This window comes from Rhodococcoides kroppenstedtii (assembly GCF_900111805.1).
GTDB classification, from domain to species: domain Bacteria; phylum Actinomycetota; class Actinomycetes; order Mycobacteriales; family Mycobacteriaceae; genus Rhodococcoides; species Rhodococcoides kroppenstedtii.
In genome coordinates this window covers 1-26498 of sequence record NZ_FOJN01000023.1, presented here as the reverse complement: position 1 = coordinate 26498, position 26498 = coordinate 1, and the positions used below count along the sequence as shown (strand labels likewise).

Here is a 26498-nt window from a genome sequence, read left to right as displayed (position 1 = left end):
GTGTACCCCGAAGGGCCTTACCGTTCGACTTGCATGTGTTAAGCACGCCGCCAGCGTTCGTCCTGAGCCAGGATCAAACTCTCCGTTGAAGACTCCAATCACACCACCGAACACCCACCACACAAGCAGCAGGCACCCGAGCAGTGCAATCAACACTAAAGAGCCGAATCCAGCAATAAAACTCACGCCAGCACACCAAAAATGTACTGACAAACCGATCCTCCCCCGACGGGAAGAAGGAGAAGAACCGGAACCAAAAAAAATTTGGCACTGACATTCATCGACACACTGTTGAGTTCTCAAAGAACACACGCACACCACCACCGACCCACCACAGGTGAACCGGATCCGGGGCAACCGTTCCAGACTAACCACCACCCGACACCGCAGTCAAACCGCACCGCCGGGAAGGCTTCGAAACAGAAGTTCTGGACTGTACGCTCAGCCTACACCACGTGCAGACGAACCTTTTCTGTCCGAATCAGGCGACCCCGTGCTGCCTCGTTCACCCCAGCCTTTCGGCTCCGGGTCGGCGTCCGTGTCGCTCTGACTCGACAAAAGTTACGCACCAGAACCCCACAACGCAAATCGCCTGGTCAGACCGGGTGTTTCCCTGGTTCAGCGTCGTCATCGCTCACATGCACCGCTCCGAATACGGGCTGTGCGCGTCCGCGGCCCGACCGTCGGGCTGCCCGCGCACGGAGAGCGAGCAACCAGTGCCCATCGCAGCGACCGACTACAACCACGTTCGGCTGACGGTTCGAGACATCGACGTCTCCCGCAAGTTCTACGACGACGTCTTCGGATTCGAGGTGGCGTTCGAGCTTCCGCCCAACCCCGACGCCGAGACTCGGGAAGCCCTGGGATTCCTGTTCGGCGGGGTCATCTACAAGTTCGGCGGCGGTCTGCTCGGTTTGCGTCCGGTGGCGCCGGCCGGCGACACCTTCGCCGAGGACAGTGTCGGACTCGATCACCTGAGTTTCACGGTGGCGAGCCTGCAGGACGTGCACGATGCCGCGGCCGTCCTCGACGAATTGGGGATCGAGCACGAGCCCGTCAAGGACCTGGGCGACGCCGGCATGGCGATCCTGGAATTCCGCGACCCCGACAACATCGCGTTGGAGATCGCCGGCCCCAACAGCTGACGGACCGGACAGGCGGGGCCGCCGGTCGGGAGTTCGTCCCGACCGGCGCGTGCGGAGGGCGCTGTTCTCAGGCGCCGTCGAGTCCCTGGCCGCGCGCCTCGCGCGCGGCGTTCCTGGCCTCGACGTCGGCGGCGTCCAGCGCATCGGCTTCCTCGAGCGTCGGAGCGCTACCGCCGAGACGAGCAGGAACCCAGTACGCACCGGCGGGGTGCTCGTAATCCTTCTGGGCGTCGAGCAGCAGCGCCTGCATCGTCGAGCGCAGACGCTCGGTCAGTTCGGCAGCAGGCAGGTCGGGTTGGATCGGCTCTCCGACACGAATGGTGATGGGGGTCTTGGTGCGTCCCAACCGTTTCGGGTGTCCCTTGGTCCACACCCGCTGAGCTCCCCAGATCGCGATCGGCACCAGCGGCACACCCGCTTCGATCGCCATGCGGGCGGCACCCGACTTGAACTGCTTGATCTCGAAGCTACGGCTGATGGTCGCTTCCGGGTACACCCCGACCAACTCACCGCGGGACAACGCATCGACCGCGGCCCGGTACGACTCGGCACCGGCCGCGCGGTCGACGGGGATGTGCTTCAGGGCCCGCATGATCGGACCCGACTTCGAGTTGTCGAACACTTCCTTCTTCGCCATGAAACGGATGTACCGCTTGTGACGGCGAGCCGGCAGGCCCGCGTAGGTGAAGTCCAGGTACCCCGTGTGGTTGATGGCGATCACCGCCCCACCACGTGCCGGGATGTTGTCGGCGCCCGTGACGTCGAACTTCAGTCCCTGAGCGGCGAAAACCGTGCGCGCGATGCCGATGACGGTGCGATAGACGGGGTCCACGAACCGCAGCCTATCGGCTCACGACGCCGATCCGACGTCGTGAGCCTGATCGGGTCAGGAGCCGGTGTCGACGCGGACGACCATCTTGCCGGTGTTCTCGCCGCGCAACATGCCGAGGAAGGCATCGACGGTGTTCTCGATGCCGTCGACGACGGTCTCGTCGAACTGCACGCGGCCCTCTCGCAGCCACGTCCCCATCTCCTGCGCGAACGACGGGAATCGATCGAGGTAGTTGCCGACCGTGAACCCGACCAGGGACAGCCCGCGCGTGACGATGTTGGCCATGTTGTTCGGCCCGGGCGTCGGGCCCTCGGTGTTGTACTGCGAGATCGCGCCGCAGAGGGCCGCCCGACCGCCGTCGCGGAACTCGGCGAGCGCCGCCTCGAGGTGGTCACCGCCGACGTTGTCGAAGTAGACGTCGATGCCGTCGGGTGCGGCCTCGGCCAACTGCTCACGGACCGATCCCTGCTTGTAATCGAAGGCCGCGTCGAAGCCGTACTTGCTGGTGAGCAGCTCGACCTTCTCGGCCGATCCCGCGGACCCGATGACCCGGCTCGCGCCGAGGATGCGGGCGATCTGACCGACGGCCGACCCGACCGCGCCGGCGGCACCGGAGACGAAGACGACGTCGCCGTCGCGGAGGTGCGCGATGTCCTGCAGGCCGACGTACGCCGTCAGCGCGGTCATACCGAGAATGCCCAGGTATGCGGACGACGGCACCCCGTCGAGGGCCTCCACCACGCGGAACTGTGCGGCGTCGGCCTGCGCGACGTCACGCCACCCGAGTTGGTGCGAGACGAGGCTGCCCACGGGGTGTTCGTCGGAGGTGCTCTCCACGACACGGCCGACGGCCCCGCCCGTCATGGTCTCGTTCAGAGCGAAGGGCGGAACGTAGGACTTCACGTCGTTCATCCGGCCGCGCATGTAGGGATCGACGGACACGAATTCGTTGACCACCCGCACCTGTCCGGGCTCGAGCTCGGGCAGCTCGACGGTCACGGTGCGAAAGTTCTCGTGCGTCGGCCACCCCGTGGGACGGGACACCAGCTGAATCTGCGTGCTCTGCACTGCGGTCACCTCTCGGTTCTTCTGGAACGACGGTTTTGGATCGTTCGGTACACTAAACCGTACGCTTCGACTCCGGGAGGTGTCACACCATGGGCAGACGCCCGACGTTCGACACGGCGCAGGTGATTCGCGCGTCGCGAGACCTGTTCTGGGACAAGGGGCTGGACGGCACGTCCCTCCCCGACCTCGAAGCGGCGACGGGACTCGCCCGATCGAGCCTCTACCACGCGTTCGGCAGCAAACGGGGCCTGTTCGACGCCGCGGTGGACGACTACCTGTCGGAAATCGTCGCCCCGCGCCTCGCCCTTCTCGCGGGCCCCGGCGGACCGGACGCCTACTTCGCCTCCCTGGCTCGCGATCTCGCCGCAGCCGACGATCGCCGACGCGGGTGCCTGCTCGTCGACACCACCGCCGGCCCCGCGGCACGTGACGACGCTCTCGCGGCCGTCGTCACGTCGTACCGCCGTCGGCTGTTCGACGCCTTCTGCGCCGCACTGACCGCGCGGGGCGACCGCGATGTCGAGACCACTGCCCGCGTCCTGACCACGATGAACATCGGCGCACTCGCCCTCGCGCGCGTCGACCGCGACGAGGCCGTCGCCGTCGCCCTGGCTGCCCGCCGCATCGCCGCGCCGTCCGACGTCAGCGAGGCTCGCGCGCCAGAACGATGAGCAGGACCGTCGCCACCGCGAGCAGCGCGGTCGCTGTCACCGGGGACGGCCCGAACGCGTACCAGCCGACCACGATCAGCCCCGCGCCCTCCGACGCCACACCGGCCACCGACATCACCGTGGCACGGGACGTTCCCGTGATCGCGTCCTGCAGACGGGCTTCGGCGACGATCGACAGCGCCCACAGGATGCCGGTGGTCACCCCCAGCGCCACGAACGCCCCGACCGACCCGACCGACGCCACCACCGCCAACCCCGCGGCAGCCACGACCACCATCGCGGCGGTCGTGCGAGACGAGGCCCGTGCCGCCCGTCCGGCGAGCGCGGTCCCGACGATCTGTCCCACCATCGGAATCGCGAGGAGGAGCGGGATCGTCTCGGTCGGAGCCCCCAGATCGTCCGCGATCAACGGGGTGTACTCGTCGACCACGAGCACCCCCGCCACCGCCGCGACCAGCATCACCCCGCGGGCCACCGCCCGAGACGCGACGACTTCCGCCGTTCCGGAGCGCAGGGCGTCGAGCCATCCCGGCTGGTCCTCCGCATCCTCGTCCGACGTGCCGCGCGGCGGGTCCGGCAGGCGTCGGGCCACCAGAGCGGTGATCAGAGCGGCACCGACGCTGGCCCAGCCGACCAGCTCGAACGATCCGGTGGCGAGCAGCGGGCTCGCCACCAGGAGGGCCACGAGGGTCGATGTGGTCGAGGCAGCCTCGGCCGTTCCGGCCAGGCCTGCGTAGGACGACGTCCGCCCGTCGCGAGCCAACGCGTCGTAGATCAGGGCCTCGAACGTCCCCGACTGCAGAGCTCCGCCGATGCCCCAGAGCACGAACCCGACGGCGAATCCGAGATAGGTCGGAACGAGAATCCACGTCGCGAACGACGCGGCCGCGAGAAGCGCGGCGATGACGAGCAACAGACGTCGGGACACGACGTCGGCCAACGCACCGGACGGCACCTCGAGCACGAACGAGACGAGGGTCCAGATCGCGAACAGCGAGGAGATCTGCGCGACCGACAGACCGGAGTCGCGAAACAGCAGCGCATAGACCGCGTACAGCGGCACGAATTCACGCGATGCGGCGTACAGCACCACGGACACGTCGAGGGCGGGTGGGCGTCGTCAAAGCATGCCGGGATGCTACGACGGAGTCGGTGGCGGCGCACCCGGAATCGGTACCGTCGGCGCAGTGGACATCGATCGCTGGCGCAGTCGCCTCCCCGTCACCCGCGCGTCCGACGGCGAATTGGTCGGGTGGACCGTGTCCGACCTCGCGGCCGACGACGGCGAGCTTGTCGACGCCGTCAACCCGGTGGGGCACGTGATCGCCGCCGACGTCCGGCTCGACCATGCCGTCGACGTGTTGGAGTCGCAGGGACTGTCCTCGCTGTCGCGGCCGTACTGGGCACGAGCCCCGCTCCCGGTCGCGAGCGAACTCGATCTTCGTCGGCCGCAGCACGATTGGCGATGGCGACGCATGGTGATGACCCAGCTCGACGACAGGCGGGTGTGGATCCGACCGGCGTATCCGTCCTACCCTGAGCGCATGGTCGAGGTGGCGCTGTCCCTGCCCGCCGACGACGTGCTGGTCACCGAGCCGCCGTGGCCGGACGAGTAATCAGCGATTCTGTTTCGCCGCCGACGTGAGCCGCCCGCCCGATTTCCGCTGTTCCGTGAACTTACCGACCGACGAGGCACGCAACGCGAATGCGCCGTCGGGCACCGTGCCGCGTGAGGCGGCTACCGCCTCACGCGCTGTGCGCGACCCGTGGCCCGTGTTCTTCGGCATGAATCCTCCTCGAGGGGACGACTGTACTCCGACGCTCGTCGGAGTTCGTTCAGGAAATGCGGAGTGCGTACAACGCGAAGACACTGAGCACCAGACCGACGAGCGAGCCGGCGAGTATCGACGTGCTACGGAGACGAAGCCGGGAGCCGAGCGTCGACTGCTCACGACCGACCAACACCGAGGCGGCCAGAGCAGCCGGTCCGCCCAGGAGTGCGAGCGTGCGGACGTCCAGGTCATCCGAGTTCCACAACGCGTACGTCAGCGAGCAGACGAGAACCGCGGCGAGAACGGAGACCGATTCCAACCGGCGGAGCAAGCCGAGGCGGAACTCGATCCGAATTCTGTAGTCGCGATCGGGGTCGTGGCTGTAGAAGGCCACGTATTGATCGTTCCGACGGGAGACGAGCGGACCGATCGCGTAATCCACGGAATCGACCGCGTACGCGTCGGCAGACACCAGGCGAACATTCGGGTCGTCGACTCTGATCGTGACGTGGTTGGTGCGGGCGTCGGCGATCACCAAATCCTGGTGGCCCGAATTGCGTTTCGGATCCACGCGAACATTTCGACGTTCCGATGTCTTCACGATGAACGGTTCGTCCAGAGGGACCTTCATGACCGCCATGAGGTCGTACGAGCAGGCGTAATCGGCCAGCACTTCGAGACATTCCTCGGCCACGGAGCCCACGCCTTCGGTCCCGGCGCGGTCCGAGAGATGTTCGAGCAGAACGGCGTAGGAGCTCAGTGCCGCACTCGCATGATCGGCCGACTCGAGAAACCCGTTGGCGAACAACTCGGGCAACACCAGCCAGGGCGCCTCCGGGGCTGTTCGCTCGACCGTGCCCACCCGCTGCAGAAGAACAGAGCCGCACCGGGCCGAGTCGTCCCGCCACCTGTTCAGGGTTCCGTTGTCCGGCTCGAATGGCAGACCTTCCCGCAGGAATTCGTTCGGTCCGGCTATCTCGTCGTGCAACCACGGTCCGCTGTACCCCAGAGCCGCGATCAACACCGACCGCACGTCGTCCGCCAGGCCGATCCCGCACTCCCTCAGCAGGTCCTCGACGAAGGCCACCTCTCGCGTGGCGATCTCCGAGCGCGGGAGCAACGACGCCGAGCCACCAGGGCCCTCCACATCGAAATCCAGAAGGGGGCCCCGCGGAAACGGTGCGACGAACATCGGTAGCAGCGCGTGGGTGTAGTCACCGTCGGCCGGGAGGAACTCGTCGAGCAACGGTCGCAGCGGAGCCACCTGAAGTGACCGTCGGCGTACGCATGTGCTCGCGGCGTCGATCACGACGGTCTCGACCGCACGAACCCGCCAGTCGAGCGGCCGACGAAGCATGGCCACCGTCGCAGCACGCACATCGACGATGTCGGCAGTTCTGTCCCCCACGACGCCCCCGACCATCCGGCAGCGCCCCCCGACGCCACATCGGCGGTGACGGTACGGGAGGGCACCGACACCGCGGACGAACGGCCGATCAGACGGGGCGGAGCACGTCCGTTCCGACGAAGGGAACGAGCGCTTCCGGAACCCGGACACTGCCGTCGGGCTGCTGGTGGTTCTCGAGGATCGCGGAGATCCAGCGGGTGGTGGCGAGGGTGCCGTTGAGCGTCGCGGCGATCTTCGGCTTGCCGTTCTCGTCGCGGTACCGCACGCCGAGGCGTCGTGCCTGGAACGTGGTGCAGTTCGAGGTCGACGTCAGCTCACGGTAGGTGTTCTGCGTGGGAAGCCATGCCTCGCAATCGAATTTGCGGGCGGCCGACGAGCCGAGGTCGCCGCCGGCGACGTCGATCACGCGGTAGGGAACGTCGATCGCGGCCAGCATCTCCCGCTCCCAGGCGAGCAGGCGCTGATGCTCGGCGTCCGCGTCCTCGGGCCGGCAGTAGACGAACATCTCGACCTTGTCGAACTGATGCACCCGGATGATGCCGCGGGTGTCCTTGCCGTAGCTGCCCGCCTCGCGGCGGAAGCAGGACGACCAGCCGGCGTACCGCTTCGGCCCGGCCGAGAGGTCGAGGATCTCACCCGAGTGGTAGCCGGCCAGCGGGACCTCGGAGGTACCGACGAGGTAGAGGTCGTCCTCCTCGAGGTGGTAGATCTCCGACGCGTGCGCACCCAGGAAACCCGTGCCCGCCATGATCTCCGGGCGCACCAGCACCGGGGGGATCATCATCGTGAAACCGTTGGCGACGGCTTTCTGCGCCGCGAGCTGCAGCATGCCGAGCTGGAGCAGAGCGCCGTGGCCGGTGAGGAAGTAGAAGCGCGCACCGGACACCTTTGCCCCGCGCTCCATGTCGATCAGACCGAGAGCCTCACCGAGCTCGAGGTGATCCTTCGGGTTCTCGATCGCGGTCGGCTCACCGACGGTCTCGAGGGTGACGAAATCGTCCTCGCCGCCGGCCGGAGCGCCGTCCTGGACCAGATTCGAGAGCGCGCGGTGAGCGGCGTCCAGGCGGGCGTCGGCCTCGTTCTGCGCCGCCTCCGCCGCTTTCACACGATCGGCCAGCTCGGACGCGCCGGCGAGCAGCTCCGTCCGCTCCTCCGGCGTCGCCTTCCCGATCCGCTTGCCCAGCGCCTTCTGCTCGGCCCGCAGGTCGTCGGCCGCCCCGACGGCGGCGCGACGGGCAGCGTCGGCCTCGAGCAACGCATCGACCAGGGACGGGTCCTCGCCACGGGTGCGCTGCGACTGACGGACGGCGTCGGGGTCCTCACGGACGATTCTGAGGTCGATCACGGGACGTCAGCCTACTGGGCCGGACGTGTCCGATCGGCCGAGGAGGTCCAGGTAGTCGTCGCGGCCGAACATCCGAGCGGCGTCCAGGGCGGACGGGTGACCGGCCCGCGGGTCGGCGCCGGCGTCGACGAGCGCCCGCACCACGTCGTCCTCGCCCTTGAAGACCGCCCCGGCGAGGGGCGTCTGGCCCCGGTCGTTGGCGCGCCCGACGTCGGCACCGCGATGGATCAGCGCGGTGACGGTCTCGGGATGGCCGTGATAGGCAGCGAGCATGAGGAGGGTGTCCCCGGCCTCGTTGGTGAGGTCGACGGGGACGCCGGCGTCGACGTACGCGGCGAGGGTGGTCGCCTCACCCGTGCGCGCCATGTCGAACACACGCGTCGCCAGATCCGTGACGTCGGCCGGGATCGCGGCCTCCGGGGAGTCCGGTTCCCCGGGATTCGCACCACTCATACCGTCGGAACCTACCTGCAGGCATGATGGTGCCGATGTCTCCGAAGCCCGACGACCCCTCGTCTCCGCAGCCCGGCGACCCCGCGACCCCCCCGTCGACGGAGTCGACCGACTCGAACGCTGCGTCGACGGAGTCGACCGACTCGCCTACTGCATCGACCGAGGGCAGCGAGCCGACGGTGGAATCCTCGGCGGTGAGCAGTGAGGCTGCATCCACCGACGCCCCGACCACCGACGCCAAGCCCACCGGCGCCCAGCCCACCGAGGCCGGGCCGTCCCGACGCACCGTGCAGGCCGGCAAGGCCCGCCGGCTGTTGGCCCTGGTCGCGATCGGTGCCGTGGGTGCGGCGGCGGTGACCATCGGCGTGTCCGGCGGTTTCGACCGCAGCGAGAACCTCCCCGCGCCGACGGCGGCGGGCTCGTCGGCGGGCACCGTGTCCTTCGACTCCTCCGACGCCGGCGACTGCCTCCAGTGGACCCCGACGGACGACCCGGACACGGACCGTCAGGACCTGGCCGAGGTGTCCTGCGCGGAACCGCACCGATTCGAGGTGGCGCGGACGGTGAACCTGGCGACGTTCCCCGTCGCCGAGTTCGCGACCGGGTCGCCGTACCCCGACGCGTCGCGTTTCGCCGCGCTGCGCGACGAACACTGCGTCGCGGCGGTCCAGGACTACACGGGCGGTCGATTCGACCCGACCGGCCGCTACTCCGTGGGCCTGATGTTCCCCAGCCAGGCCGGGTGGGCCAAAGGTGAACGCTCCATTCGCTGCGGGATCCAGCAGACGGGCGCCACCAGTGCGCTGCAGGAGATGGTCGGACGCGTCGCCGACCAGGATCAGTCGACGGTGTGGGACGCCGGGACCTGTGTGGGGGTCGAATCGGGCGTGCCCACCGATCCCGTCGACTGCGGCACGGCGCACGCCTTCGAGGTGGTCTCGGTGGTCGATCTCGGGGCGCAGTTCCCGGGGGGACTGCCGTCGGTCGACGACCAGGACCGCTACCTCGAACCCACGTGTACACAGGCCGCCGAGGCGTACCTCGGTGGTCCCGACGTCCTGCGCGACAAGACCCTGACCTTGTTCTGGGACAACGTGGACGCGTCGAGCTGGATGGCGGGCAGCCGCCGGGTCAGTTGCTCGGTGGGCAAGGAAGTCGAGTCCGGTGGGTTCGCGGCGATCGTCGGCTCGGCGAAGGGCGACATCACCATCGACGGTGTCGCGCCGGTGCCGCCGCCGCCCGTGCCGGACGGCCGCAGTCTGCCGACGCCGCTTCCGGGTGCGGCCCCGCTGCCCGGAGCCTGACGTGCCGGTCTCGATGACCGACGCGGAGTTCGACGAGGCGGTGAACGACGCCCTCGACTCCCTGCCCGACGAGCTGATGTCGCGGCTGGACAACGTCGTGGTGCTGGTGGAGGACGAACACCCCACCGAGGACCTGCTGGGGCTCTACGAGGGCGTTGCCCTGACCGAGCGGTTCGAGTACAGCGGGCACCTTCCCGACGTCATCCACATCTATCGCCTGCCGATTCTCGACCTCGCCGAGGACGAGGACGACGCGCGGCGCGAGATCGCGGTGACCGTCGCGCACGAGATCGGCCACCACTTCGGCATCGACGACGAGCGGTTGCACGAGCTCGGCTTCGGCTGAGCGACCTGCCCGAACCGGAGCAGCTCGAGTCACACCCCCGTTGACCTGCGGGGAACCGCCGGGGCCGTCCGTGCGTCCAACACGACGTCCCCCTGCTCGTCCGCCAGCCCGCCGCGTCGACGCCCCGGTTCGCCGGGGTGCGCCCGAGGCGGAGAACGGAGAACGTCGTGGCCGGTCACGTGATCGTCGACCCCGCAGCCCTGCTCGCCGCGGCCGCCGAACTCGATGCGGCGGCATCACGGCTCGGCGGTGCGATGGCCGGCGTGAACGCCGCGTTGCGGCCCGTCCCGGCCGGTGCCGAGGAGGTCTCGGTGCTCGCCGCCCACCACTTCTGGTCCGCGGCCGAGTCGGTCACCGCAGTGGCCGCGGCCTGCGCAGCCGAGCTGCACCGCACCGCGTCGGCACTGCGTGTGCAGGCGGAGGCGTATCGCGCGACGGACGCGGGCTTCGGTGCCGCGCTCATGGGCGGCGGGCCGCGATGACCGCCGGGCCCACCGGGGTGGTCTGGCTGCCCCGCACCGCAGCGGTCAATTCGGCGGCGTTGCTCGCCGGGCCCGGCCCGGTGCCCGCCACGGCGGCGGCCACGGCCTGGTCCGGCGCCGCCGGCGCGTTCGCCGACGTGGCCGCCACGCTCTCCCGCGTCGGGCTCGCCCTGGGCGCGGCGTGGGACGGAGTCGCCGCGGACGCCGCGACCGGCGGTCTGGCGGCGACGGCCGGTTGGGCGTCCGTCGTCGCCGATCGGTGCGCGGTGACGGCCACCCGCGCCGGTGCCCACGCTGCCGCCGTGTCCGCGGCGCGCCTGACGATGCCGACGCCCGTCGAGATCGCGGCAGTGGAGGGCACCAGGGCAGCGGCCTACGCCACCGGCGGCGCGGCCACCGGTGCCGCGCAGGCCGCCGATGCGGCGCGGCTGGCCCTCGACGTGCGCGCCGCGGCCGTGATGGAGGTGTACGAGGCGGCGACGGCGACGCTCGCGGCACCGGAGGTGTTCGACCCACCGCCGCCGGTCACGTCAGGGGCACCGGGGGTCGCGCCGACGTCCGTCACGGCGGTGCCGCCGTGGCTCGTCGACGCCGGGCGTGACGCGAATCCCGGATCGCCCGCGCGGCGCGACGACGGCGAGGCAGCCCTTGAGTCCACGACCTCCGATCCCGCCGCCGCTCAGGCTCCGCCGACCGATGGCGAGGAGCCGGCGCTGACTCGCGCCGCGACGAGCGCGCTGCAGAGCGGCGGCCAGACCGGCCATCAGATGCTGCAGCAGGTCGGACAGGCGGCCTTCGGGGGAGTCGGCGATCGTCCCGGTCTCGGCACGGGTGGCGTCGGCAGCGGTGTGCTCGGCGGCGGCTCGGGGTTCGCCGGGCCGATCGGAGCCGGCGGACCGGCGTTGACCGCACCCGCCCGCCGCGGCGGCGTCGGGCTCGGGGAGTTTCGGCCGGTTCCGTGGGCGGGCGACGGGGCGGTGGGCCGCGTCGCCGAGTCCGCGGGCGGGGGACCCGCGGAGACCAGCACCGCCGGGACCGACCGGTCCGGCCACCGCGCGCCGTTCGGTACCGTGCCGACGGTTATGCGGCCGGCCGAGGAGGACACCCCACCGGACCGGCCCGCACGCCCGGGCCGCCCGAGCATCCTCGACGATCGTGACGGACTTCCGGCCGTCCTGCCCGTCATCGGCGAGGCCCGTACCCGATGAGGCCTGACGAGCGCCGTGCTGCCGTGACGGGTCCGCTCTAGCCCATCGGATCGTCCGGCGTCCGACTGCCTTTCGCCTCGAACGGGGGTGTGTAGCTGCCCCACCGGACGCACTCCCACGTCCCGTCGGCGCGGGGGTGCAACTCGATCGACCCGGTGTTGTCCAAGTGGTTGTCGGCGGCGAAGTCCGCATCGACGTCCGACACCGCTGCCGTGACCAGACGGATCGCCGCGCCGTGGCTGACGACGTGCACGGACGCGTCGTCGTCGGTCAGGTATTCCCGGCGCAGATCTTCGAGCACCGGGACGTACCGGGCGAGCACCTCGTCGGCGGACTCGCCACCCGGAATGCGAGCGCCGGTGTCGCCGTGCAACCACCGCTGGTAGACCTCGGTGAAGCGGGCGTGGTCCTCGTCGCCGGTCCGGTCCTCGAGTTCCCCGACGTGCGTCTCCTGGAGACCATCGCGGACGAGGTGCGGTGCGCCGGTGATCTCGGCGATGTGCGCCGCGGTCTGTCGTGCCCGCACCGCCACCGACGACACCACGACGGTCGGCGACGTCGTCAGCGCCGTCGCGTACTCGCGGGCCTGCCGGTGGCCGAGCTCGGTCAGTTCCGCTCCCGGCGGCCGGGTGTCGAGCCGACGGGCGACGTTGGAATGGGTCTGACCGTGCCGCACCAGAATCAGTCGAGCAGTCACGAGGTGCCTTCGCCGCGGCGGATGTCCTCGAGCCAGCGCGCGCTGTCCTCGCCCGCGACCGACCCGGAGGTTGCGGAGACGTGGTGGCTGGGCCAGGACCCGAGGAAGCGTGTGTCCATCTGCTCGTGCAGCACCCGGAGGGCGTCGGCCACCGCCAGGTCGTCGAGGTGCCCGACGCAATCCAGGTAGAACCGATACGTTCCGAAATGTGTTCGCAGGGGGCGTGATTCGATGAAGGTGAGATCGATCCCCCGCGTCGCGAAGACGCTCAGCGCTGCCACCAGCGTGCCGGGTCGATTGTCCGGCGTGAGGACGACGGCGGTGCGGTCCGACCCCGTGCGCGCCGGAGGCGGGCACGGGCGAGTCACCAGAACGAAGCGAGTCCGGGCGTTCCCCACGTCCGCGACGCCGTCCGCGAGCACCGGCAGGCCGAACCGCTCTCCGGCGAGACCGGTGGAGACGGCCGCATCGGCCAGTCCCGACGCAACGTCCTCGGCCGCAGCGGCATTCGAGGCGGCGAACTCCACCTGCGCCTCGGGCATCTCGCGCTCGATCCAGCTCTGCACCTGCGCCGCCGCGTGCGGGTAGGCCCGCACCGTGCGGACCTCGGGCAGCACGACCCCCGGCCGACCGAGAATGGTGAACGCGACGTCGAGTTCGGTCTCCGCCACGATCTGCAACCGGTCCCCGATCGCGAGCGCGTCGAGCGTCGGCGGCACCGACCCCTGCACGGAGTTCTCGATGGGAACGACGGCTCCGTCCGCCTCGCCGCGGCGCACCGCCTCCAGAGTCGCGGGAGGACTCGACGCCGACACCCGCTCTACGCCGGGCCCGACGACACCGTCGGATTCCAGCTTGGCGAGGGCCATCTCGGTGAAGGTTCCCGACGGGCCGAAATAGGCGATACGCACGCCGCCAGGCTACTCGAGCGATCCGTCCCCGCGACCGGTTCCGGCGTCGGCCCACTCGGGGACGCGGCGTGAGAGGTCGGCGATCACCTCGGCCGGACGGGGCACCTCGACACCGAGCAGCACCGATCGGGTGGCCTCCACGGCGTCGGGGTGCAGGCGCAGCAGGGCCGGAACGTCCGGGGCGGCCAGGGCGTCCCGCACGTCGTCGCCACGCAACGACGCCACGACGCCGGCGAGCGCCGCGACGACCTGATCGGCGGTCTCGGCGATCACGTAGACCCCGTGCGCGACGTGGGCGGCGAGGGAGAGGGCGTCGGCCGCGCGGTCCGCGGCACCGCCGGGTGCGGTGTCCGCCAGATCGACGACGTCGACGGCACCGTGGTGCCCGGCCGCGTCGACAGCCTGCGCGACCTCGACCACGTCACCGCCGGTGCATCGGACGATCAGTGGGGACGGCAGCGTCAGCGCGAGCGCGTCGTCGAGGTGCTCACGGGGAACGTCGACCCGGTACGCACGCGCGGCGGGCGCGGGGTCCGGTAGTTCGACGTCGAGACGGACGATCGTGTCGGCGGCCGGCGGCTCGGGATCGCGGATCACGCTGCTCGCCGACACGGTCTTGCCGCCGATCCAGGGGTGGCCCGGGACCGGGTCAGCGTCTTCGGCCACCCGGGCGATCAGCAGACCGTTGAGGAGGGCGCGCGGATCGCGTCGTGGACGCTGCCCGGAGAGCACGAGGGGGACCGAGGGCACCGCCGAAGTCTAGTTCCGCCACCTGTTGCACAACCCCGGCCGTACTGGTTAGCTAACCCTTACCTAATTCGAACAGCTCGACCACACCGAGGGGGGACCGAGATGGCCGGCGCCACCACCACCGCCACCGCACCGTCGACCGCCGAGCGGGTGCGCAGCGTCTGTCTGCGCAGCGACACGTCGGTCCTCGCCGTAGAGGGCAGCGCCCCCGTCGCCACCTCCATGCACTTCCTGCGCGAGCCCGGCGAGGTGGTCGTGGTCGTCCCTGCCGACAGCACCGTCGGCGCCCTCGCCTTCCAGGCCGGGCGCGCCGGCATTCCGGCCGTCCTCGAACTCACCGACCACGCCCCGCTCGAACTGGGCGAACGCGTTCGGTCGCTGGTCTGGCTGCGCGGCGAACTCCGCCGCGTCCCCGAGACCGCCGAGCGCTCCGTGGCGGCCGCCGTCGCGTCGCAGTTCCCGCATCCCGGTCTGCTCGACGTCGGCCACGGGGGTGTGCTGCTGCGGCTGATCCTCGATTCCGTGGTCGCGGCGGACTCCACCGGCGCGGAACCGGTCCCGGTTCGGGACCTCCTGCGCGCGGATCCGGACCCGTTCTGGGAGATCGAGGGCGACTGGCTCCGTCACCTCGACACCGACCACGCCGAGATGATCGCCGCCATCGCGCGGCGTCTGCCGCCGTCGCTGCGGGTCGGACGTCCGCGTCCGCTCAGTCTCGACCGCTTCGGCATCGGTCTGCGCATCGAGAGCGAGACCGGTGATCAGGACGTGCGCGTGCCGTTCCCCCATCCCGTGGCCGACAGCACCGAGCTGAGCCGGGCCCTGCGGATCCTCGTCGGATGCCCGTTCATGAACGGACTGCGCGCTCGCGACGGCAGCTGACTGCTGCACAATCGATCCGGTGACCACCCGCCCGCCGGACCCGAACTCTCCCCGCGCGATTCGGTGGGAGATCGCCGTCGTCCTCCTGGTCACGTTCGGGCTCAGTGGACTGTCGTCGGTCCTCTCTTTGGTCGAGAGCTCGCTCGAGTCGGGCGCGCTGTCCGAGCAGAGCGTCGCGATCAACGTGCCGCAGTCCACTCTCGGACCCATCGACTTTCTGCGCCAACTGCTGTCGGTGCTGCGCCTTCTCGCGTGGAGTGGTCTCGGCCTGTACTTCCTCTGGCGCAGCGGACTCGGCCCGCGCGCCATCGGATTCGCCCGTGCCCGGTGGCGACCCGACGTGCTGCACGGTGTCGGGCTCGCCGCCCTGATCGGCCTCCCCGGCCTGCTGTTCTACCTCGCCGCCGTAGCCCTGGACCTCAACGTCACCGTCCTGCCGAGCACCCTGAACGACGTCTGGTGGCGGCCGATCACCCTGACCCTCTCCGCGATCGCGAACTCGGCCGCGGAGGAAGTGCTGGTGGTGGCGTGGCTGGTCTCCCGGCTGCGCGCACTGGGGTGGAGCGACAACCGGTCCCTGGTGGCGTCGGCCCTGCTCCGCGGCAGTTACCACCTGTACCAGGGCTTCGGCGCCGGACTGGGCAACGTGGTCATGGGCCTGATCTTCGGCCGGTACTACCAGCGCACCACGCGGCTCTGGCCGCTGGTGATCGCCCACGCCCTCATCGACGTCGTCGCCTTCGTCGGGTACTCGACGCTGCGCGGCCATCTGTCCTGGCTTCCCGGCTAGAGTCGCGTCGTGAGTCAGCAGCCTCCGTTCGACCCCCGGCGGCGGCCGCCTCCCGATCCGCGCCGGTCGCGATCGGAGGAGCCGCCGGTGGTACGACGGCGGTCGGGAACGCCCCCGGACTGGACCCCGCGCCAACCCCCACGTCGGCAACCCCCGCCACCCCCGCAGGGTGACCCGCGCGCCTGGTCGGCGGTTCCCGACACGCGCCGCGACGACCGGTACCGCACCACCGACCGGCCTCGCGACGACCGACGTCCCCCACCACCCCCGCGTCGTCCCGCGCCGCCGGCACCGGTCGGTCCCCCGCCCCGCCCCCGTCGTCGACCTCGGTGGGGACGACGGATCGCCCTGGCGCTCGGACTCGTCGTGGTGCTGCTGCTCGGCGGACTGGTCTGGGCCGACACGTCCCTGAACCGCGTGCCCGCGCTGGCGAACTACGACGGCCGCCCGGCCGCGACGCCCGGCACCACCTGGCTGCTGGTGGGATCGGACAGCCGTACCGGCCTGACCCCCGAGCAGGAAGCGCAACTGGCCACCGGCGGCGACATCGGGACCGGCCGTACCGACACGATCCTCCTGATCCACGTGCCGTCGTCCGGCCCGACGACCATGGTCTCGCTCCCCCGCGACTGGTACGTGCCGATCCCCGGCTACGGCAGCGACAAGCTCAACGCGTCCTTCTCCCTCGGCGGAGCGCCGCTGCTGACGCGCACGGTCGAGGAGGTCACGGGCGTACGCATCGATCACTACGCCGAGGTGGGCTTCGGCGGGTTCGCGGACATGGTCGACGGACTCGGTGGCGTCGATCTGTGCGTGCCGTACGACATCGACGATCCCCTCGCGGGTCTGACCGTCTCCGCGGGATGTCAGGAACTGACCGGGGCGCAGGCCCTCGGCTTCGTGCGCACGCGCGCGACACCGCTCGGCGACCTCGACCGGATGAACAACCAGCGGCTGTTCCTGTCGTCGTTGTTGTCGAAGGCGACGAGCCCGACGACGTTCCTCAACCCGTTCCGCGTGGTGCCCCTGACCCGCGCGCTGGTCTCGTCGCTCCAGGTGGACGAGGGCGACCACATCTGGAATCTCGCGTCGCTCGGCTGGGCGCTGCGCGGCGAGACGGTGACCACGACGATTCCCATCGCCGGGTTCGAGGACGTCGAGGGCTCGGGGAACGTGGTGCTCACCGACCGGGAGCGGGCGAGCCGGTTCTTCGACCTGATCGCGCAGGATCAGCCGCTGCCCCCGGATCTGCTCAGCGGAGGGTGACCTGCCGGCTGCGCAGTCCGTCGCGGGCGCGTCGCTGGTCGGGCGTGAGGTCGGAGGTGTCGGCGAGCGTCTCGTCGAGACGGCGACCGAGCTCGGCGGTGGCCTCGGCCCACTCGTCGGGATGACGCTCCGGATCGAGGTCGAACACGGGCACCAGCAGACCGTGGGTGCGGAACGATCCGGCGAACCGCGAGCCCTCCCCGACGTGCAGCTCTCCCCGCGCCGACAACCGCGCGAGGGCGATCATCAGGGCGTCCTCGTCCTCCGGGCGGACCCAGCGGATGTGGGCCTTGTCGCCCGCGTCGACCCACCACGCGGCGGACACACCGTCGGCCGACAGCCGCGCCGACGGCAGGATGGCGCCGTTCGCGCGCTCGATGGTGGCGGCCACCTCGGCGTCGGGTTCGACGCCCTCGGGAACCCACCAGGAGAAGTCCTTGTGGACGGTGATCTCGAGCGGCGTGTCGGCGACGACGACGTCGCGCAGCGCGGGGGTCTCGCCGGTCGGCGACGACGCCTGGAGAGATGTGCCCGGTTCGGCCGTCCGCGTCCACTCCACCGACGCGGCGAGGTCCGCCGACAGATCGGCGGAGAACGTCTGCACCTGCATCGCGACGAAGGCGTGGCGCGCCTCGTCGTCACGGACGAGCGCACCGACGGCGCCGGGCAGCACCGTGGCGATCGTGGTGGGACGGTCGCCGTCCGTCAGCGGTAGCGGCGCGGTCGCCGAGGCGACGAACTCGCGCATCGCCACCAGGTCGCACTCGAACGCCAGCCCCTCGAACGGCCGCGTCGGCGTCGCCGCCAGCGCCTCCCGCTCGGCCCGGCGCTGCGCCGTCAGCTCCGCGCGACGACTGTTCGGCTTCGGTCCACTGTTCCGCTTGCTCTTGCCCACGACCGCTGAACCTACCGTGCCCGGGCGTCAACCCCGCCGAGGCACCGGGCTCTCGTCGAGCCACGCCAGCACCTGACCGGGGTGGTCTGTCGCGATCCACCGCACCCCGAGGTCCTGGCACAGGTGCGCGTCCTCGGCCGTGTTGACCGTCCAGCAGTAGGTGGCCCGGCCGGCCGCCGCCGCGCGGTCGACCAACGCGGGTCGATCCCGCAGCGTGCGAATCGACGGGCCGATCGCCGTCGCCCCCACTGTCGTCGCCGCACCACCCCCGATGTAGCGAGATGCGTTGCCCAGCAACACCGTCGGCAACATGGGCGCCGCGCGACGAACCCGCCACACCGCCGTCGGCGCGAAGGACATGACCACCGCCCGCGACATCGACGCGGACGGCGGCCGGCCGATGCCGAAGCGATGCAGCTCGGCCAACACCGCGTTCTCGATGAGACCGCCGTAGCGCACCGGGTGCTTCGTCTCGACGAAGATCCGCGCGGGCTTGGCCTTCCACTGCAGCACCAGATCCAGCAGGTCGGAGAACAGCAGGACCTCCGCCGGATCGTCGACCGTGCCGTAGTCGTGTCCCGCCATCGCCTCGTAGGTCAGGGTGCTGACGATGCCGGACCCGCTCGAGGTGCGGTCGATGCGGCGGTCGTGCACGCACACCACACGCCCGTCGCGGGTCAGACGCACGTCGCATTCCACGCCGTCGGCGCCCTCCCGCAGGGCCTGCTCGTAGGCGACGAGGGTGTGTTCCGGCCGCATGCCCGACGCCCCGCGGTGCGCCACGACCAACGGTGCCAGGCTCATCGGACCGCCTCCGCCTTCTCGGTTCGCTCGGCATCTCCCGTCGCGAGAACCCACCGGGTCGGCACGCGCCGATCGCCGCGCGTCGTGCGGTCCTCCGCGCGGCGCATGACGACGAGCGTGATCGCGGCGAGTCCGGCGGCGACGACGTCGGTCAGGGCGGCGGCGACGACGCCGTTGGCCTGCGCCTGGATGCCGTCGCCGAAGCGGAAGGCGGTGGCGATCGCCAGCATCGCCCAGTTGGCGATCCACACCGTCCACCACCACGGGACGACCGGCGCCACCCTCGGGCCGTGCCGCGACACACGCGCGAGCTCGGTGAGGAAGACTCCCGGCATCACGAGGTTGACCAGCGGGATCAGCGATCCGGCGTACAGGGTTCGCAGTCGGCGTGGATCGGCGGCACCGACGGCGGCGTAGGCGTCGGACCGGGCCCGACGCAGCCAGGCGACCGAGGCGACGGCGGCGGCAATGCCGACGCCGGTCCCGATGACGGCGAGACACCAGACGGCGGCGTCGGACAGCGCGAGCACCGCGGGGGCGATCAGCCGCTCCCGATTGACGAGCAGTACGCCGTACCGGCCGAACTCGGCGAGCGCCGCAGCGGCGAAGAGGACGACCGCGGCCGCGAGCAGCCGCGGGGCACGGCCGGCCAGGCGGTCCGCCCTGTCCGGCACCTCCACGGGCGGCGGCACCTCGGTGGGCAGACCCCAGCGCGGGATCTCGGCGTACGACGGGGTGGGCCCGGGCGGCGCGACGTGGAGGATCGGACGCCGACCGCCCGGCCGGATGGCCACCCAGCGGAAGTTCCGACGGACCGCACCGGGCGGGGCACCGACCGGCACCGGGGAGAGCAGGACGCCGCGGCATCGCGGGCACCACTGCAACGGTCGGGTTCCGACGTCGATGCGATGGCGGCACCGCGCGCAGATCTGGAAGTAGATCATCGGGACCGTCTCGTCCGGGTCCTAGTAGACGGTGGCCGGTCGGCCGGCGTCGTCGACCACCGGCAGTCCGGCCTGCTGCCAGGCCACCATGCCGCCGTCGACGTTCACCGCGTCGATGCCCGCGTGCTGCAGGTACTCGACGACCCGCGCCGACCGCCCGCCCTGGCGGCACACGACGTACAACTCGCCGTCGACACTGATCTCGGCGAGCCGCGACGGGACGTCACCCATCGGAACGTGGACGGCGCCGGGGGCGTGGCCCTGCTGCCATTCGTCGTCCTCGCGGACGTCGAGCAGCGTGGCCTCGGCCCGGCCGGGCACGTCGGCGACCGACACGGACGGTATCCCCTGGCTCACGCCGTCGATCCTGTCACGCCGCGCTGGACCGTGCCACGGTCCGATGTCCGTCCGACCGCAGCGAAGTACGCGGTAAGCCTCACGGGCGGTGACGGTGCGGTCGATGCCGCGCAGCGGGTTCACCAGGAGTCGCCCCGGCTGCCCGGTCGTTGCGGCGATGTTCGGCAAGTCCTCGCGCCACGCTCGTCCGACCTGCTCACGCATGCCTCGGGTGAGGTCTTGGCCGTCGCGGTTGTTCTAGGTGAGCAAGGGGCCGGGGGCCGGGCACAGGACTTCGCTCGCCAGCGCCACCGTCTTTCCCATGCGAGGGCCGGCGACGACGAGTGGAACATCTTACACGACAGACCACGTCCTTGCGGCCGACGACCGTGCGCCCCTGCACGACTCCGATGTCGCGGCCTCGAAATTTGGGTCGGCGACCTCGGCCAGCTCGGGCCGCAGTCGCCGCGCCTTGTCGCGGGCCTGTTTGTCGGTCACCCCGGTCAGCTGCGAGGGCGAGGCCATCAGCTTGGCTCGTGCGTCGATCGACGCACTCGGTCCGCGCCGCTGCCGCCGCAGGTACCCGGCGAGGAACACCACAGCGAGGACGGCCAGGATGCCGAGAACCAGCAGCACTGTGGACGCGGTCGGCCACACCAGTTTCCCGGTAGCGACCTCGATGAGCGCTTGGAAGGGGTTGCCGGGCATGGATGCGTCGGTGCCGGTGAGGGCGTGCCCGGCGCGCAGTGCGCCGTCAGCAGCGGCGACCAGGGCGATGAAGCCGAGGACGGGGGCCAACTGAATCGTCGACGCACCGCTAGAGGTTCCGGCGCCCTTCGAGGGGGGTGCGGGTGGCGTTCACAGCGACACCTCCTGGTCGAGGTGGGTGGCTTGATCCGGCGCCGGGGTCGGGAGAGATCGGCCGTTGTCCGCGTCCGCCGTGGGTGCCGAGTGGGCGGTCGGCCCAGGAAAGGCGAGCTCGGCGGTGGAGGCGTCGGTACCGGGACGCGCTCCGGCGACGGTGTCGGCTTGGGCGTCGGCCATCTCTACCGCTTCCCGCTCGGCGTCGACGCCGGGATCGTCGGCGGCGGTGTCGAGGTCAAGCTCCTCGTGCAGCACGTCGAGGTCGATGCCGGCGTCCTCTAGAACCGAGTTCCAGGCGTCGGCGTGCGCGATCGCGGTGGTCCAGGCGTGCATGGCCTCGCCGGTGCCCTCCGCGTTGTAGTGGGCGGTGGCGGCGGCGGCCACCTCGCTGGCGATGCCGGCCCGGATCGCGGCGCGCAGCAGACGATCCGAATCAAGATCCGTCTCACGAGTCACGTCTCGACGAGCGCGTCGGTAGGCGGCGGCGGGACGTCCGGTGCGGTATGCGTCGCGGTCGGTCTCGGCGGCGCGGGCGTGCGCCAGGCGGTCACCGATGTCGCGGCGCGTCAGCGCGTCGATCGCAGCCTGCACACCGACGCGGTAGCCGACCCGAGTCAGAGTGTAGCGATGCGCCGCCGACAAGCGGGGCGAGGTCAGAGGATGGTCGAGAGAGGGGAGCGTCATGAGACGAAGGGCCTTGTCCGGGAGCGTCGGCCAGCCCGCGACACCACACCGCATGCGCGGCCCACGACGAAACCCGTGGGCGGCGACGGTGGTCGCTGCTTGGTGAACGCTCGACCGTGACCCTCATCGACGGTCGAACACATGCGAGCTTATCGAATTGATCGCGGAACCGCGCGGCGTCACGAGACGGCGTTGCTCTACCGCAGGTCGGCGGTGCCCCGTATGCTCCGCCGGATGCCGGACTACGCTTTATGGCCGTCGATCAAGCACTATATGGTGGCCGGGTCGCCTCCGGCGCGAATCGCCGATTCCAGCGAAGACCTGGATCGTTTCGCGCGAGAGCAAGAATGGGTTCATCCTGCCCCCGCGGTGATCGCAGAGAAGCGGGGCGATGACTGGTGGCCGATCATGTGGGTACGGCGCCACGGCCCAGTAGGTCTGACCCCCAACCAACCCATCAAATACGCAGAGGTTCGCCAGGGAAAGCGCCGTTGGCCCGATCACCTGGGCGAGCCGCCGACGGGGCTGTGAACAAGAGGCCGCCCCGTCGTGATCACTTGGAACGCAGCGAGCGCCATATCCACGCGGGTTCGTGAGATGTCATCTCCACGGCCATCACCGGTGCAACGCATGCTCATCGAGACCGACGACAGCAGACCGTCTGGTCCAGAGAGGACCGTCGGGCTCAACCCAGCGAGTTATGGATGACCGCCGGGGCGGGTTCTGCGGCTCCGCCTCAGAACTGTTCTGCCGAGACGTCGGTCGTACAGTTGAACGGACGTCACCCACATGCCACCGACTACTCGGACAGGGTGGACGGGCAGGGCTTGGTGTGCCAGAGCGCGTCCTGCCAGTGATGCACGCTCTCCCCAACCTGAACTTCCTGCTGGCAGTGGGGGCAAATTGCCGCACCGCGATCCCAGCCCTCGATGATTGGCGCGGGATACTCGAAACTCTTCGCCATCATGTTGTCCTTGGTCGTTGACGGTGGGAGGTTGTGTCCTCACGGTAACAATGTTCAGCCGCTGACGGACGACTCGTTTTGCAGGCCGGCCACGCCGCGCGCAGCGGCGCGGCGGCGCGGCGGCGCGGCGGCGCGGCGGCGAACGCACTTTTGCTGCGCCAGACGATGCGCACGCTGGATGTACTCGCCGACGCGGAACGTGCGGCGGGTCATGCCCCGCGTGTGCAGGAGCTGGTGCAGGTCAGGGAGCGGGAGTCGATGTCGTTACAAATTTGTACCTCGTCGCCCGTCTCGGGTGGCGCGATCTGAAAGACTTCCGCATGCCGTCGTCGTTCCAAGCCGTCGCAGCGTTCATCGTCGCCCTTGTCCCCGGCGCGTTGTACTTCTGGTCCTACGAACGCATCGCCGGTCGGTGGGGCGCCAACCTTACCGATCGGTTGTTCCGCTTCCTGGGTGCCTCCGCGTTGTTCCATGCGGTGCTCGCCCCCGCCACGTACTGGTTCTGGGCCGAGCAGTGGCCCCACGTCGTTGCCGGTGATCGGCTCTCGTTCTGGTTGTGGCCGGCGGTCCTGGCGTATGTGGTGGTCCCTCTCCTCGGAGGCACGATCGTGGGGTACGGAACACGAGACCGTACGTGGTGGGCGACGATCGCCACCGGCCCCGATCCTGCTCCGCGGGCGTGGGACCACCTTTTTCACGGCAAGCGAGACGGATGGGTCCGACTTAAATTGAAGTCCGGAACTTGGATCGGTGGCGCTTACGCCACCAGCGACGAAGACAACCTGATGTCCTACACCGCCGGCTACCCGGAGGATCAGGACCTGTTCCTCTCCACCACCATCGACGTCGATCCCGATTCGGGGGAATTCATTCTCGACGACGACGGTCGCGCGCGGGTGGCGCCCCGAAGTGGTCTGCTCGTACGCTGGGAAGAGGTCGAGTATCTGCAGTTCATCAGGATCGACGTGCTCCCCGCAGAGCCCGGCCCACGTACGCAGTCCGACCAGGGCACGATCGACCACGACGACGAAGGGACCGGCGATGCCACAGCCGAGCAGTACCCCGTCTCCGACGGGCCGTAGCACCGCCAGGACGACGTCGCAGGATCGTTCGCCCGGCATTCAGAAGAAGGGCGGGGGATACGGCTCGTCATCGACTCCGGTCAGCCGGCTTTCCCCGCCTCCCACCGGCCCTGCCCCGGGCGCGCGTCGCCGCCCGTCGACGACGAACTCGGCGCCAAGTGCTCGGCCCAGCGGCTCTACTCGTACCGATTGACATGTCCGGGTGGGCCTGATCCGTCCGGTCAGTTGGCGCACCGGCTTGGTGCCGGTGCGTCAGCACAGGAGGTCAGAGCGCTCAGTCGGGTGATGTCGAGCCTTGATCGTCCACACCCGTAGCAGCGTCCTGGTCGTCGGCGGCCCCCCTTTTTGTGGGCCCCGCCGGGGCCGCCCCACGATCTACGCCGGCCCGAACCCGGCCCCGACGGAAATGAGACCCTCATTGGTTCCGTTCGATGCTCTGCGCTGGGTGCCGACGACCGAAGCCGAGTTGCAGTCGGCCGCGAACAACGGGACGCTCGAAGAATCCCACTACCTCGACTTGAAACAAGAGCTGAAACCTGGGCAGTCGGGGAACAAGGATCTTGCGAAGGACATCGCTGCGTTCTCCATCGACGGGGGTGTCATCGTGTTCGGCGTCGCCGAGAACGAGGGCGCCTCGCCGTCGTTGCACGCGATCGACACCGCTGGTCTTTCGGAGCGCGTCGAGCAGATCGCCCGGACTAGAGTCGACGCACAGGTTCAGGTCACCTCTACCGTGATCGAGTCGACGGCGGTACCGGGCCGAGGGTATCTGGTGGTGCGGATTCCGCAGTCTCCGCGCCCACCGCACATGGCAGACGGGCGGTACTACGCGCGTGGAGACAAGACCAACATTGTGTTGTCGGACCCGGATGTTGTGCGATTGCACGAGCGCTCGTCGGCAGCTCAATCGGACCTGCTGGCCGAGGTCGACGCGGTGCGCACCGATCTCGATGTTCCCGCCGGCGTTCCGATGCTGATCGTCCTGGGGGAGCCGGTCGGTGCAGCGCCGGACCTGCTCACGCAGATGGCCTCGGATGAGTTCTATAACCAGCAGGTCAACACTCTCTTACAAGCGGCTGACGACCGCGAGAGCATTGCGGGGGTCCCTCCATCGTTTCGGGGAAGCTACAGCTTCGTCCGGCGCCCCAACGGCGTGGCAGTCACGACAGGAATGCGCGACGGGCAGCGATTCACTGGCGATGGTGGAGCTGCCGAAATCGTCTTTGAGGAAAGCGGTCGAGTGGTCCTGGCGTCCGAGCGACCCGTCGATCTGTCGCGGCCCCGTTCCGAGGTGGCCGACGAACCCAGATACCTCATGGACGAGTTAATTCTCGGGCAGACGCGCCTTGCCATCAATCTCGCCGCCGGTGTCAGTGACCAGTTCGGTTTTACCGGCACCTGGCGTTTCGCGGTGGTAATCGACGGGTTGCGCGGCGCGTACTCGATCGCGTCGGCATGGCCCACCTACGCGACCAGGCGAGGATCGGGCGGTTACGACCGATACACCAAGAACGACTACCGGCGGACGACGGCCGCACCCGGCGACGAGTTGCGTACCGCGCCGGGATCTGTCGTCGCTCGCTTGGTGGGGTCGCTGTTGCGATCGGTGGGGTCCTACACCGATTTCGTCCACCTTCTGCAACCTGAGGACGGCGCGTCCTGAACACGGACACTGTCCGCGCCCCGAGGAGGTCCGCGGGTCGGCCTTCGACCGTGCCTTGGTCGTCGGAATACTGGGTGAGTTCGTTCCCCGTGAACGACTGGTCAAACGGGTGGGGGGCGGCCACCGACTCGTCGGCACCGCCATCGCCCCGATCGTCGGAACCGCACCTACGGCAGTGACACCGGCAGCAATGTCGATATGGACTGACGGGCGGAACTGACAGATCGCCGCGACGAGATCCTGCCGTTTGCCCACCTGAGCCGTCCTCTGCCCAGGTGCAATGAACGGTCCTCGGAATGCGCGGTTACGCTGATGCTCGATGAGCGACTGGGTGCCGGCCACTGCGATGGAATATTGTCGATCGGTGGCCCAGGAAATCGATGAGTATATCGGTCTTTTCTCACGAGTCAAGGTGTTGCAAGGTTCGCTAATGTACGCCGCAAACGATCAACGCGCGCTTAGGAGCTACAGCGAAACCGTGTCGATCCCGATTCTCAGTGCACTTGATCATCTTCGACTTGTCACGAAGTCCGTCCTCGCGTTGGGGGGATCACTCCCGGTCGCCCACGCCACACCGCTACGTACGGCGTTGACCGTTGCGTCGACGGCGCTGTGGCTGATGCATGACGATGGCGACAAGCGCGCCGCGCGGGCCGCCATGCTGAACTACCACGATTGCAGCAACTACCTCATTTGGCTGCGCCTGCGTTCGTCGTCCGATGTGTCGGGCGAGAAGTATCCGGGCCTCGCCGAGCATGTGGACCGGATCGAGAGGAAACGCGACCACTATGCATCCGTTGCGCTGGCCTCGGGAGTCGACGTCACCAGAGTCGGATGGGAGCTTGACCCGGTTTCCCGGACAGTTCGGGTTGGGTGTTCAGGCCACTTGTGAGGTGACCCGTCGATGGTAGGCGTGTTCGTAGTCCACTGGC

Annotated in this window: 30 protein-coding genes and 1 rRNA gene; 14 read left to right on the top strand and 17 right to left on the bottom strand. The window is 69.7% G+C overall.

The features are described from left to right. Positions 1 to 89: ribosomal RNA gene (locus BMZ18_RS18835) — 16S ribosomal RNA — on the bottom strand; the annotation flags it as partial. 627 nt (positions 90 to 716) lie between these two features. On the opposite strand from BMZ18_RS18835, the gene BMZ18_RS18830 reads away from it, so the two are divergent. Further along, positions 717 to 1145, top strand: coding sequence for a VOC family protein (locus BMZ18_RS18830; RefSeq protein ID WP_068366126.1), 429 nt, complete (start codon positions 717 to 719; stop codon positions 1143 to 1145). A gap of 67 nt (positions 1146 to 1212) precedes the next feature. On the opposite strand, the gene BMZ18_RS18825 is transcribed toward BMZ18_RS18830, so the two are convergent. Then, complete coding sequence (locus tag BMZ18_RS18825; protein WP_068366121.1) at positions 1213 to 1977, bottom strand: lysophospholipid acyltransferase family protein; 765 nt, start codon at positions 1975 to 1977, stop codon at positions 1213 to 1215. 54 nt (positions 1978 to 2031) lie between these two features. Next, entirely contained in the window at positions 2032 to 3054 is a 1023-nt protein-coding gene (locus BMZ18_RS18820) for an NADP-dependent oxidoreductase (protein ID WP_082895263.1), read from the bottom strand. Positions 3055 to 3134: 80 nt separating this feature from the next. Between BMZ18_RS18820 and BMZ18_RS18815 the strand changes: the two genes are divergently transcribed. Then, positions 3135 to 3716, top strand: a complete 582-nt coding sequence (locus tag BMZ18_RS18815; protein WP_068366118.1) for a TetR/AcrR family transcriptional regulator — start codon at positions 3135 to 3137, stop codon at positions 3714 to 3716. On the opposite strand, the gene BMZ18_RS18810 is transcribed toward BMZ18_RS18815, so the two are convergent. Continuing rightward, positions 3688 to 4815 (bottom strand): MFS transporter, encoded by a 1128-nt coding sequence (locus tag BMZ18_RS18810; RefSeq protein WP_244516605.1) that lies wholly within the window; start codon positions 4813 to 4815, stop codon positions 3688 to 3690. The two genes, BMZ18_RS18815 and BMZ18_RS18810, sit on opposite strands and share 29 nt — an antisense overlap. A gap of 88 nt (positions 4816 to 4903) precedes the next feature. Here BMZ18_RS18810 and BMZ18_RS18805 point away from each other — a divergent pair, with 88 nt between their 5' ends. After that, the gene (locus BMZ18_RS18805; protein ID WP_244516604.1) at positions 4904 to 5332 is read left to right on the top strand and encodes a hypothetical protein; all 429 of its coding nucleotides are present in this window, start codon (positions 4904 to 4906) and stop codon (positions 5330 to 5332) included. Between the two features lie 220 nt (positions 5333 to 5552). Here BMZ18_RS18805 and BMZ18_RS18800 read toward each other — a convergent pair whose 3' ends face one another. From BMZ18_RS18800 to BMZ18_RS18790, 3 genes are all read right to left on the bottom strand, one after another. Further along, entirely contained in the window at positions 5553 to 6752 is a 1200-nt protein-coding gene (locus BMZ18_RS18800) for a hypothetical protein (protein ID WP_139204054.1), read from the bottom strand. Positions 6753 to 6984: 232 nt separating this feature from the next. Beyond that, positions 6985 to 8241, bottom strand: coding sequence for a serine--tRNA ligase (gene serS / locus BMZ18_RS18795; protein ID WP_068366112.1), 1257 nt, complete (start codon positions 8239 to 8241; stop codon positions 6985 to 6987). 6 nt (positions 8242 to 8247) lie between these two features. Next, a complete protein-coding gene (locus tag BMZ18_RS18790; protein ID WP_261777319.1) occupies positions 8248 to 8607 on the bottom strand; it encodes an ankyrin repeat domain-containing protein in 360 nt (119 codons plus the stop codon). A 281-nt stretch (positions 8608 to 8888) separates the two neighbouring features. On the opposite strand from BMZ18_RS18790, the gene BMZ18_RS18785 reads away from it, so the two are divergent. The 4 genes from BMZ18_RS18785 (at position 8889) to BMZ18_RS18770 (ending at position 12034) form a co-directional block, all read left to right on the top strand. Beyond that, on the top strand, positions 8889 to 9998 hold the full coding sequence (locus tag BMZ18_RS18785) for a septum formation family protein (protein ID WP_068366129.1): 1110 nt from the start codon (positions 8889 to 8891) through the stop codon (positions 9996 to 9998). Between the two features lie 13 nt (positions 9999 to 10011). Continuing rightward, positions 10012 to 10344, top strand: coding sequence for a metallopeptidase family protein (locus tag BMZ18_RS18780; RefSeq protein ID WP_068148891.1), 333 nt, complete (start codon positions 10012 to 10014; stop codon positions 10342 to 10344). Between the two features lie 167 nt (positions 10345 to 10511). Further along, positions 10512 to 10826 carry a PE domain-containing protein gene (locus BMZ18_RS18775; protein WP_068366111.1) on the top strand — a complete coding sequence of 105 codons (315 nt, stop codon included), beginning with the start codon at positions 10512 to 10514 and terminating at the stop codon, positions 10824 to 10826. Continuing rightward, complete coding sequence (locus BMZ18_RS18770) at positions 10823 to 12034, top strand: PPE domain-containing protein (RefSeq protein ID WP_074922390.1); 1212 nt, start codon at positions 10823 to 10825, stop codon at positions 12032 to 12034. Before BMZ18_RS18775 ends, BMZ18_RS18770 begins: the two co-directional genes overlap by 4 nt. Positions 12035 to 12071: 37 nt before the next feature. Here the strand turns inward: BMZ18_RS18770 and BMZ18_RS18765 are convergent, their stop codons facing one another. From BMZ18_RS18765 to BMZ18_RS18755, 3 genes are read right to left on the bottom strand one after another with little or no spacing between them, the layout of a single operon-like run. Next, a complete protein-coding gene (locus BMZ18_RS18765; RefSeq protein ID WP_068365719.1) occupies positions 12072 to 12731 on the bottom strand; it encodes a histidine phosphatase family protein in 660 nt (219 codons plus the stop codon). Further along, positions 12728 to 13642, bottom strand: a complete 915-nt coding sequence (gene pheA / locus BMZ18_RS18760; protein WP_074922389.1) for a prephenate dehydratase — start codon at positions 13640 to 13642, stop codon at positions 12728 to 12730. Before pheA ends, BMZ18_RS18765 begins: the two co-directional genes overlap by 4 nt. Before the next feature lie 9 nt (positions 13643 to 13651). Further along, positions 13652 to 14392, bottom strand: coding sequence for a hypothetical protein (locus BMZ18_RS18755; RefSeq protein WP_068365718.1), 741 nt, complete (start codon positions 14390 to 14392; stop codon positions 13652 to 13654). Positions 14393 to 14494: 102 nt separating this feature from the next. On the opposite strand from BMZ18_RS18755, the gene BMZ18_RS18750 reads away from it, so the two are divergent. Genes BMZ18_RS18750 through BMZ18_RS18740 form a run of 3 tightly spaced genes read left to right on the top strand, consistent with a single transcriptional unit; the run spans position 14495 to position 17330 of the window. Further along, positions 14495 to 15274, top strand: coding sequence for a DUF2470 domain-containing protein (locus BMZ18_RS18750; protein ID WP_068365717.1), 780 nt, complete (start codon positions 14495 to 14497; stop codon positions 15272 to 15274). Between the two features lie 10 nt (positions 15275 to 15284). Continuing rightward, positions 15285 to 16064 carry a CPBP family intramembrane glutamic endopeptidase gene (locus BMZ18_RS18745; protein WP_068365716.1) on the top strand — a complete coding sequence of 260 codons (780 nt, stop codon included), beginning with the start codon at positions 15285 to 15287 and terminating at the stop codon, positions 16062 to 16064. A gap of 9 nt (positions 16065 to 16073) precedes the next feature. Beyond that, positions 16074 to 17330 carry an LCP family protein gene (locus tag BMZ18_RS18740; protein ID WP_074922387.1) on the top strand — a complete coding sequence of 419 codons (1257 nt, stop codon included), beginning with the start codon at positions 16074 to 16076 and terminating at the stop codon, positions 17328 to 17330. Here the strand turns inward: BMZ18_RS18740 and BMZ18_RS18735 are convergent. The 6 genes from BMZ18_RS18735 to BMZ18_RS18710 form a co-directional block, all read right to left on the bottom strand. After that, entirely contained in the window at positions 17317 to 18225 is a 909-nt protein-coding gene (locus BMZ18_RS18735; protein WP_068104285.1) for a DUF5926 family protein, read from the bottom strand. The genes BMZ18_RS18740 and BMZ18_RS18735 overlap by 14 nt on opposite strands. Before the next feature lie 27 nt (positions 18226 to 18252). Further along, on the bottom strand, positions 18253 to 19029 hold the full coding sequence (locus BMZ18_RS18730; RefSeq protein ID WP_068104288.1) for a glycerophosphodiester phosphodiesterase family protein: 777 nt from the start codon (positions 19027 to 19029) through the stop codon (positions 18253 to 18255). Beyond that, positions 19026 to 19973 carry a DUF4328 domain-containing protein gene (locus BMZ18_RS18725; protein ID WP_068362973.1) on the bottom strand — a complete coding sequence of 316 codons (948 nt, stop codon included), beginning with the start codon at positions 19971 to 19973 and terminating at the stop codon, positions 19026 to 19028. The genes BMZ18_RS18730 and BMZ18_RS18725 overlap by 4 nt, the downstream gene beginning before the upstream one ends. 21 nt (positions 19974 to 19994) lie before the next feature. After that, positions 19995 to 20330: a rhodanese-like domain-containing protein gene (locus tag BMZ18_RS20125; RefSeq protein WP_235606355.1), complete on the bottom strand. Its 336-nt coding sequence runs from the start codon at positions 20328 to 20330 to the stop codon at positions 19995 to 19997. A gap of 333 nt (positions 20331 to 20663) precedes the next feature. Then, positions 20664 to 21107, bottom strand: a complete 444-nt coding sequence (locus tag BMZ18_RS18715; protein ID WP_068362976.1) for a hypothetical protein — start codon at positions 21105 to 21107, stop codon at positions 20664 to 20666. 60 nt (positions 21108 to 21167) lie between these two features. Then, positions 21168 to 21857 (bottom strand): hypothetical protein, encoded by a 690-nt coding sequence (locus BMZ18_RS18710; RefSeq protein ID WP_068362979.1) that lies wholly within the window; start codon positions 21855 to 21857, stop codon positions 21168 to 21170. A 234-nt stretch (positions 21858 to 22091) separates the two neighbouring features. On the opposite strand from BMZ18_RS18710, the gene BMZ18_RS19545 reads away from it, so the two are divergent. Further along, positions 22092 to 22388 (top strand): hypothetical protein, encoded by a 297-nt coding sequence (locus BMZ18_RS19545; RefSeq protein ID WP_139204053.1) that lies wholly within the window; start codon positions 22092 to 22094, stop codon positions 22386 to 22388. 487 nt (positions 22389 to 22875) lie between these two features. Here the strand turns inward: BMZ18_RS19545 and BMZ18_RS19860 are convergent, their stop codons facing one another. Next, on the bottom strand, positions 22876 to 23034 hold the full coding sequence (locus BMZ18_RS19860; RefSeq protein WP_156511614.1) for a hypothetical protein: 159 nt from the start codon (positions 23032 to 23034) through the stop codon (positions 22876 to 22878). Positions 23035 to 23141: 107 nt separating this feature from the next. On the opposite strand from BMZ18_RS19860, the gene BMZ18_RS18705 reads away from it, so the two are divergent. From BMZ18_RS18705 to BMZ18_RS18695, 3 genes are all read left to right on the top strand, one after another. Next, a complete protein-coding gene (locus tag BMZ18_RS18705; RefSeq protein WP_139204052.1) occupies positions 23142 to 23903 on the top strand; it encodes a DUF6338 family protein in 762 nt (253 codons plus the stop codon). A 445-nt stretch (positions 23904 to 24348) separates the two neighbouring features. Continuing rightward, positions 24349 to 25566: an AlbA family DNA-binding domain-containing protein gene (locus tag BMZ18_RS18700; RefSeq protein ID WP_169817718.1), complete on the top strand. Its 1218-nt coding sequence runs from the start codon at positions 24349 to 24351 to the stop codon at positions 25564 to 25566. Between the two features lie 319 nt (positions 25567 to 25885). Next, positions 25886 to 26458, top strand: a complete 573-nt coding sequence (locus BMZ18_RS18695; protein ID WP_139204050.1) for a hypothetical protein — start codon at positions 25886 to 25888, stop codon at positions 26456 to 26458. Positions 26459 to 26498: the final 40 nt, after the last annotated feature.

Excerpts from the sequence above, each read along its gene's own strand:
- BMZ18_RS18730 (WP_068104288.1), bottom strand. The coding sequence starts at position 19,029 with ATGAGCCTGGCACCGTTGGTCGTGGCGCACCGCGGGGCGTCGGGCATG.
- BMZ18_RS18815 (WP_068366118.1), top strand. The coding sequence starts at position 3,135 with ATGGGCAGACGCCCGACGTTCGACACGGCGCAGGTGATTCGCGCGTCG.
- BMZ18_RS18790 (WP_261777319.1), bottom strand. The coding sequence starts at position 8,607 with ATGGCGCGCACGGGTGAGGCGACCACCCTCGCCGCGTACGTCGACGCC.
- BMZ18_RS19545 (WP_139204053.1), top strand. The coding sequence starts at position 22,092 with ATGCCGGACTACGCTTTATGGCCGTCGATCAAGCACTATATGGTGGCC.
- BMZ18_RS18705 (WP_139204052.1), top strand. The coding sequence starts at position 23,142 with ATGCCGTCGTCGTTCCAAGCCGTCGCAGCGTTCATCGTCGCCCTTGTC.
- BMZ18_RS18725 (WP_068362973.1), bottom strand. The coding sequence starts at position 19,973 with ATGATCTACTTCCAGATCTGCGCGCGGTGCCGCCATCGCATCGACGTC.
- BMZ18_RS18770 (WP_074922390.1), top strand. The coding sequence starts at position 10,823 with ATGACCGCCGGGCCCACCGGGGTGGTCTGGCTGCCCCGCACCGCAGCG.
- BMZ18_RS18780 (WP_068148891.1), top strand. The coding sequence starts at position 10,012 with ATGACCGACGCGGAGTTCGACGAGGCGGTGAACGACGCCCTCGACTCC.
- BMZ18_RS18710 (WP_068362979.1), bottom strand. The coding sequence starts at position 21,857 with ATGACGCTCCCCTCTCTCGACCATCCTCTGACCTCGCCCCGCTTGTCG.
- BMZ18_RS19860 (WP_156511614.1), bottom strand. The coding sequence starts at position 23,034 with ATGACCCGCCGCACGTTCCGCGTCGGCGAGTACATCCAGCGTGCGCAT.
- BMZ18_RS18750 (WP_068365717.1), top strand. The coding sequence starts at position 14,495 with ATGGCCGGCGCCACCACCACCGCCACCGCACCGTCGACCGCCGAGCGG.
- BMZ18_RS18695 (WP_139204050.1), top strand. The coding sequence starts at position 25,886 with ATGAGCGACTGGGTGCCGGCCACTGCGATGGAATATTGTCGATCGGTG.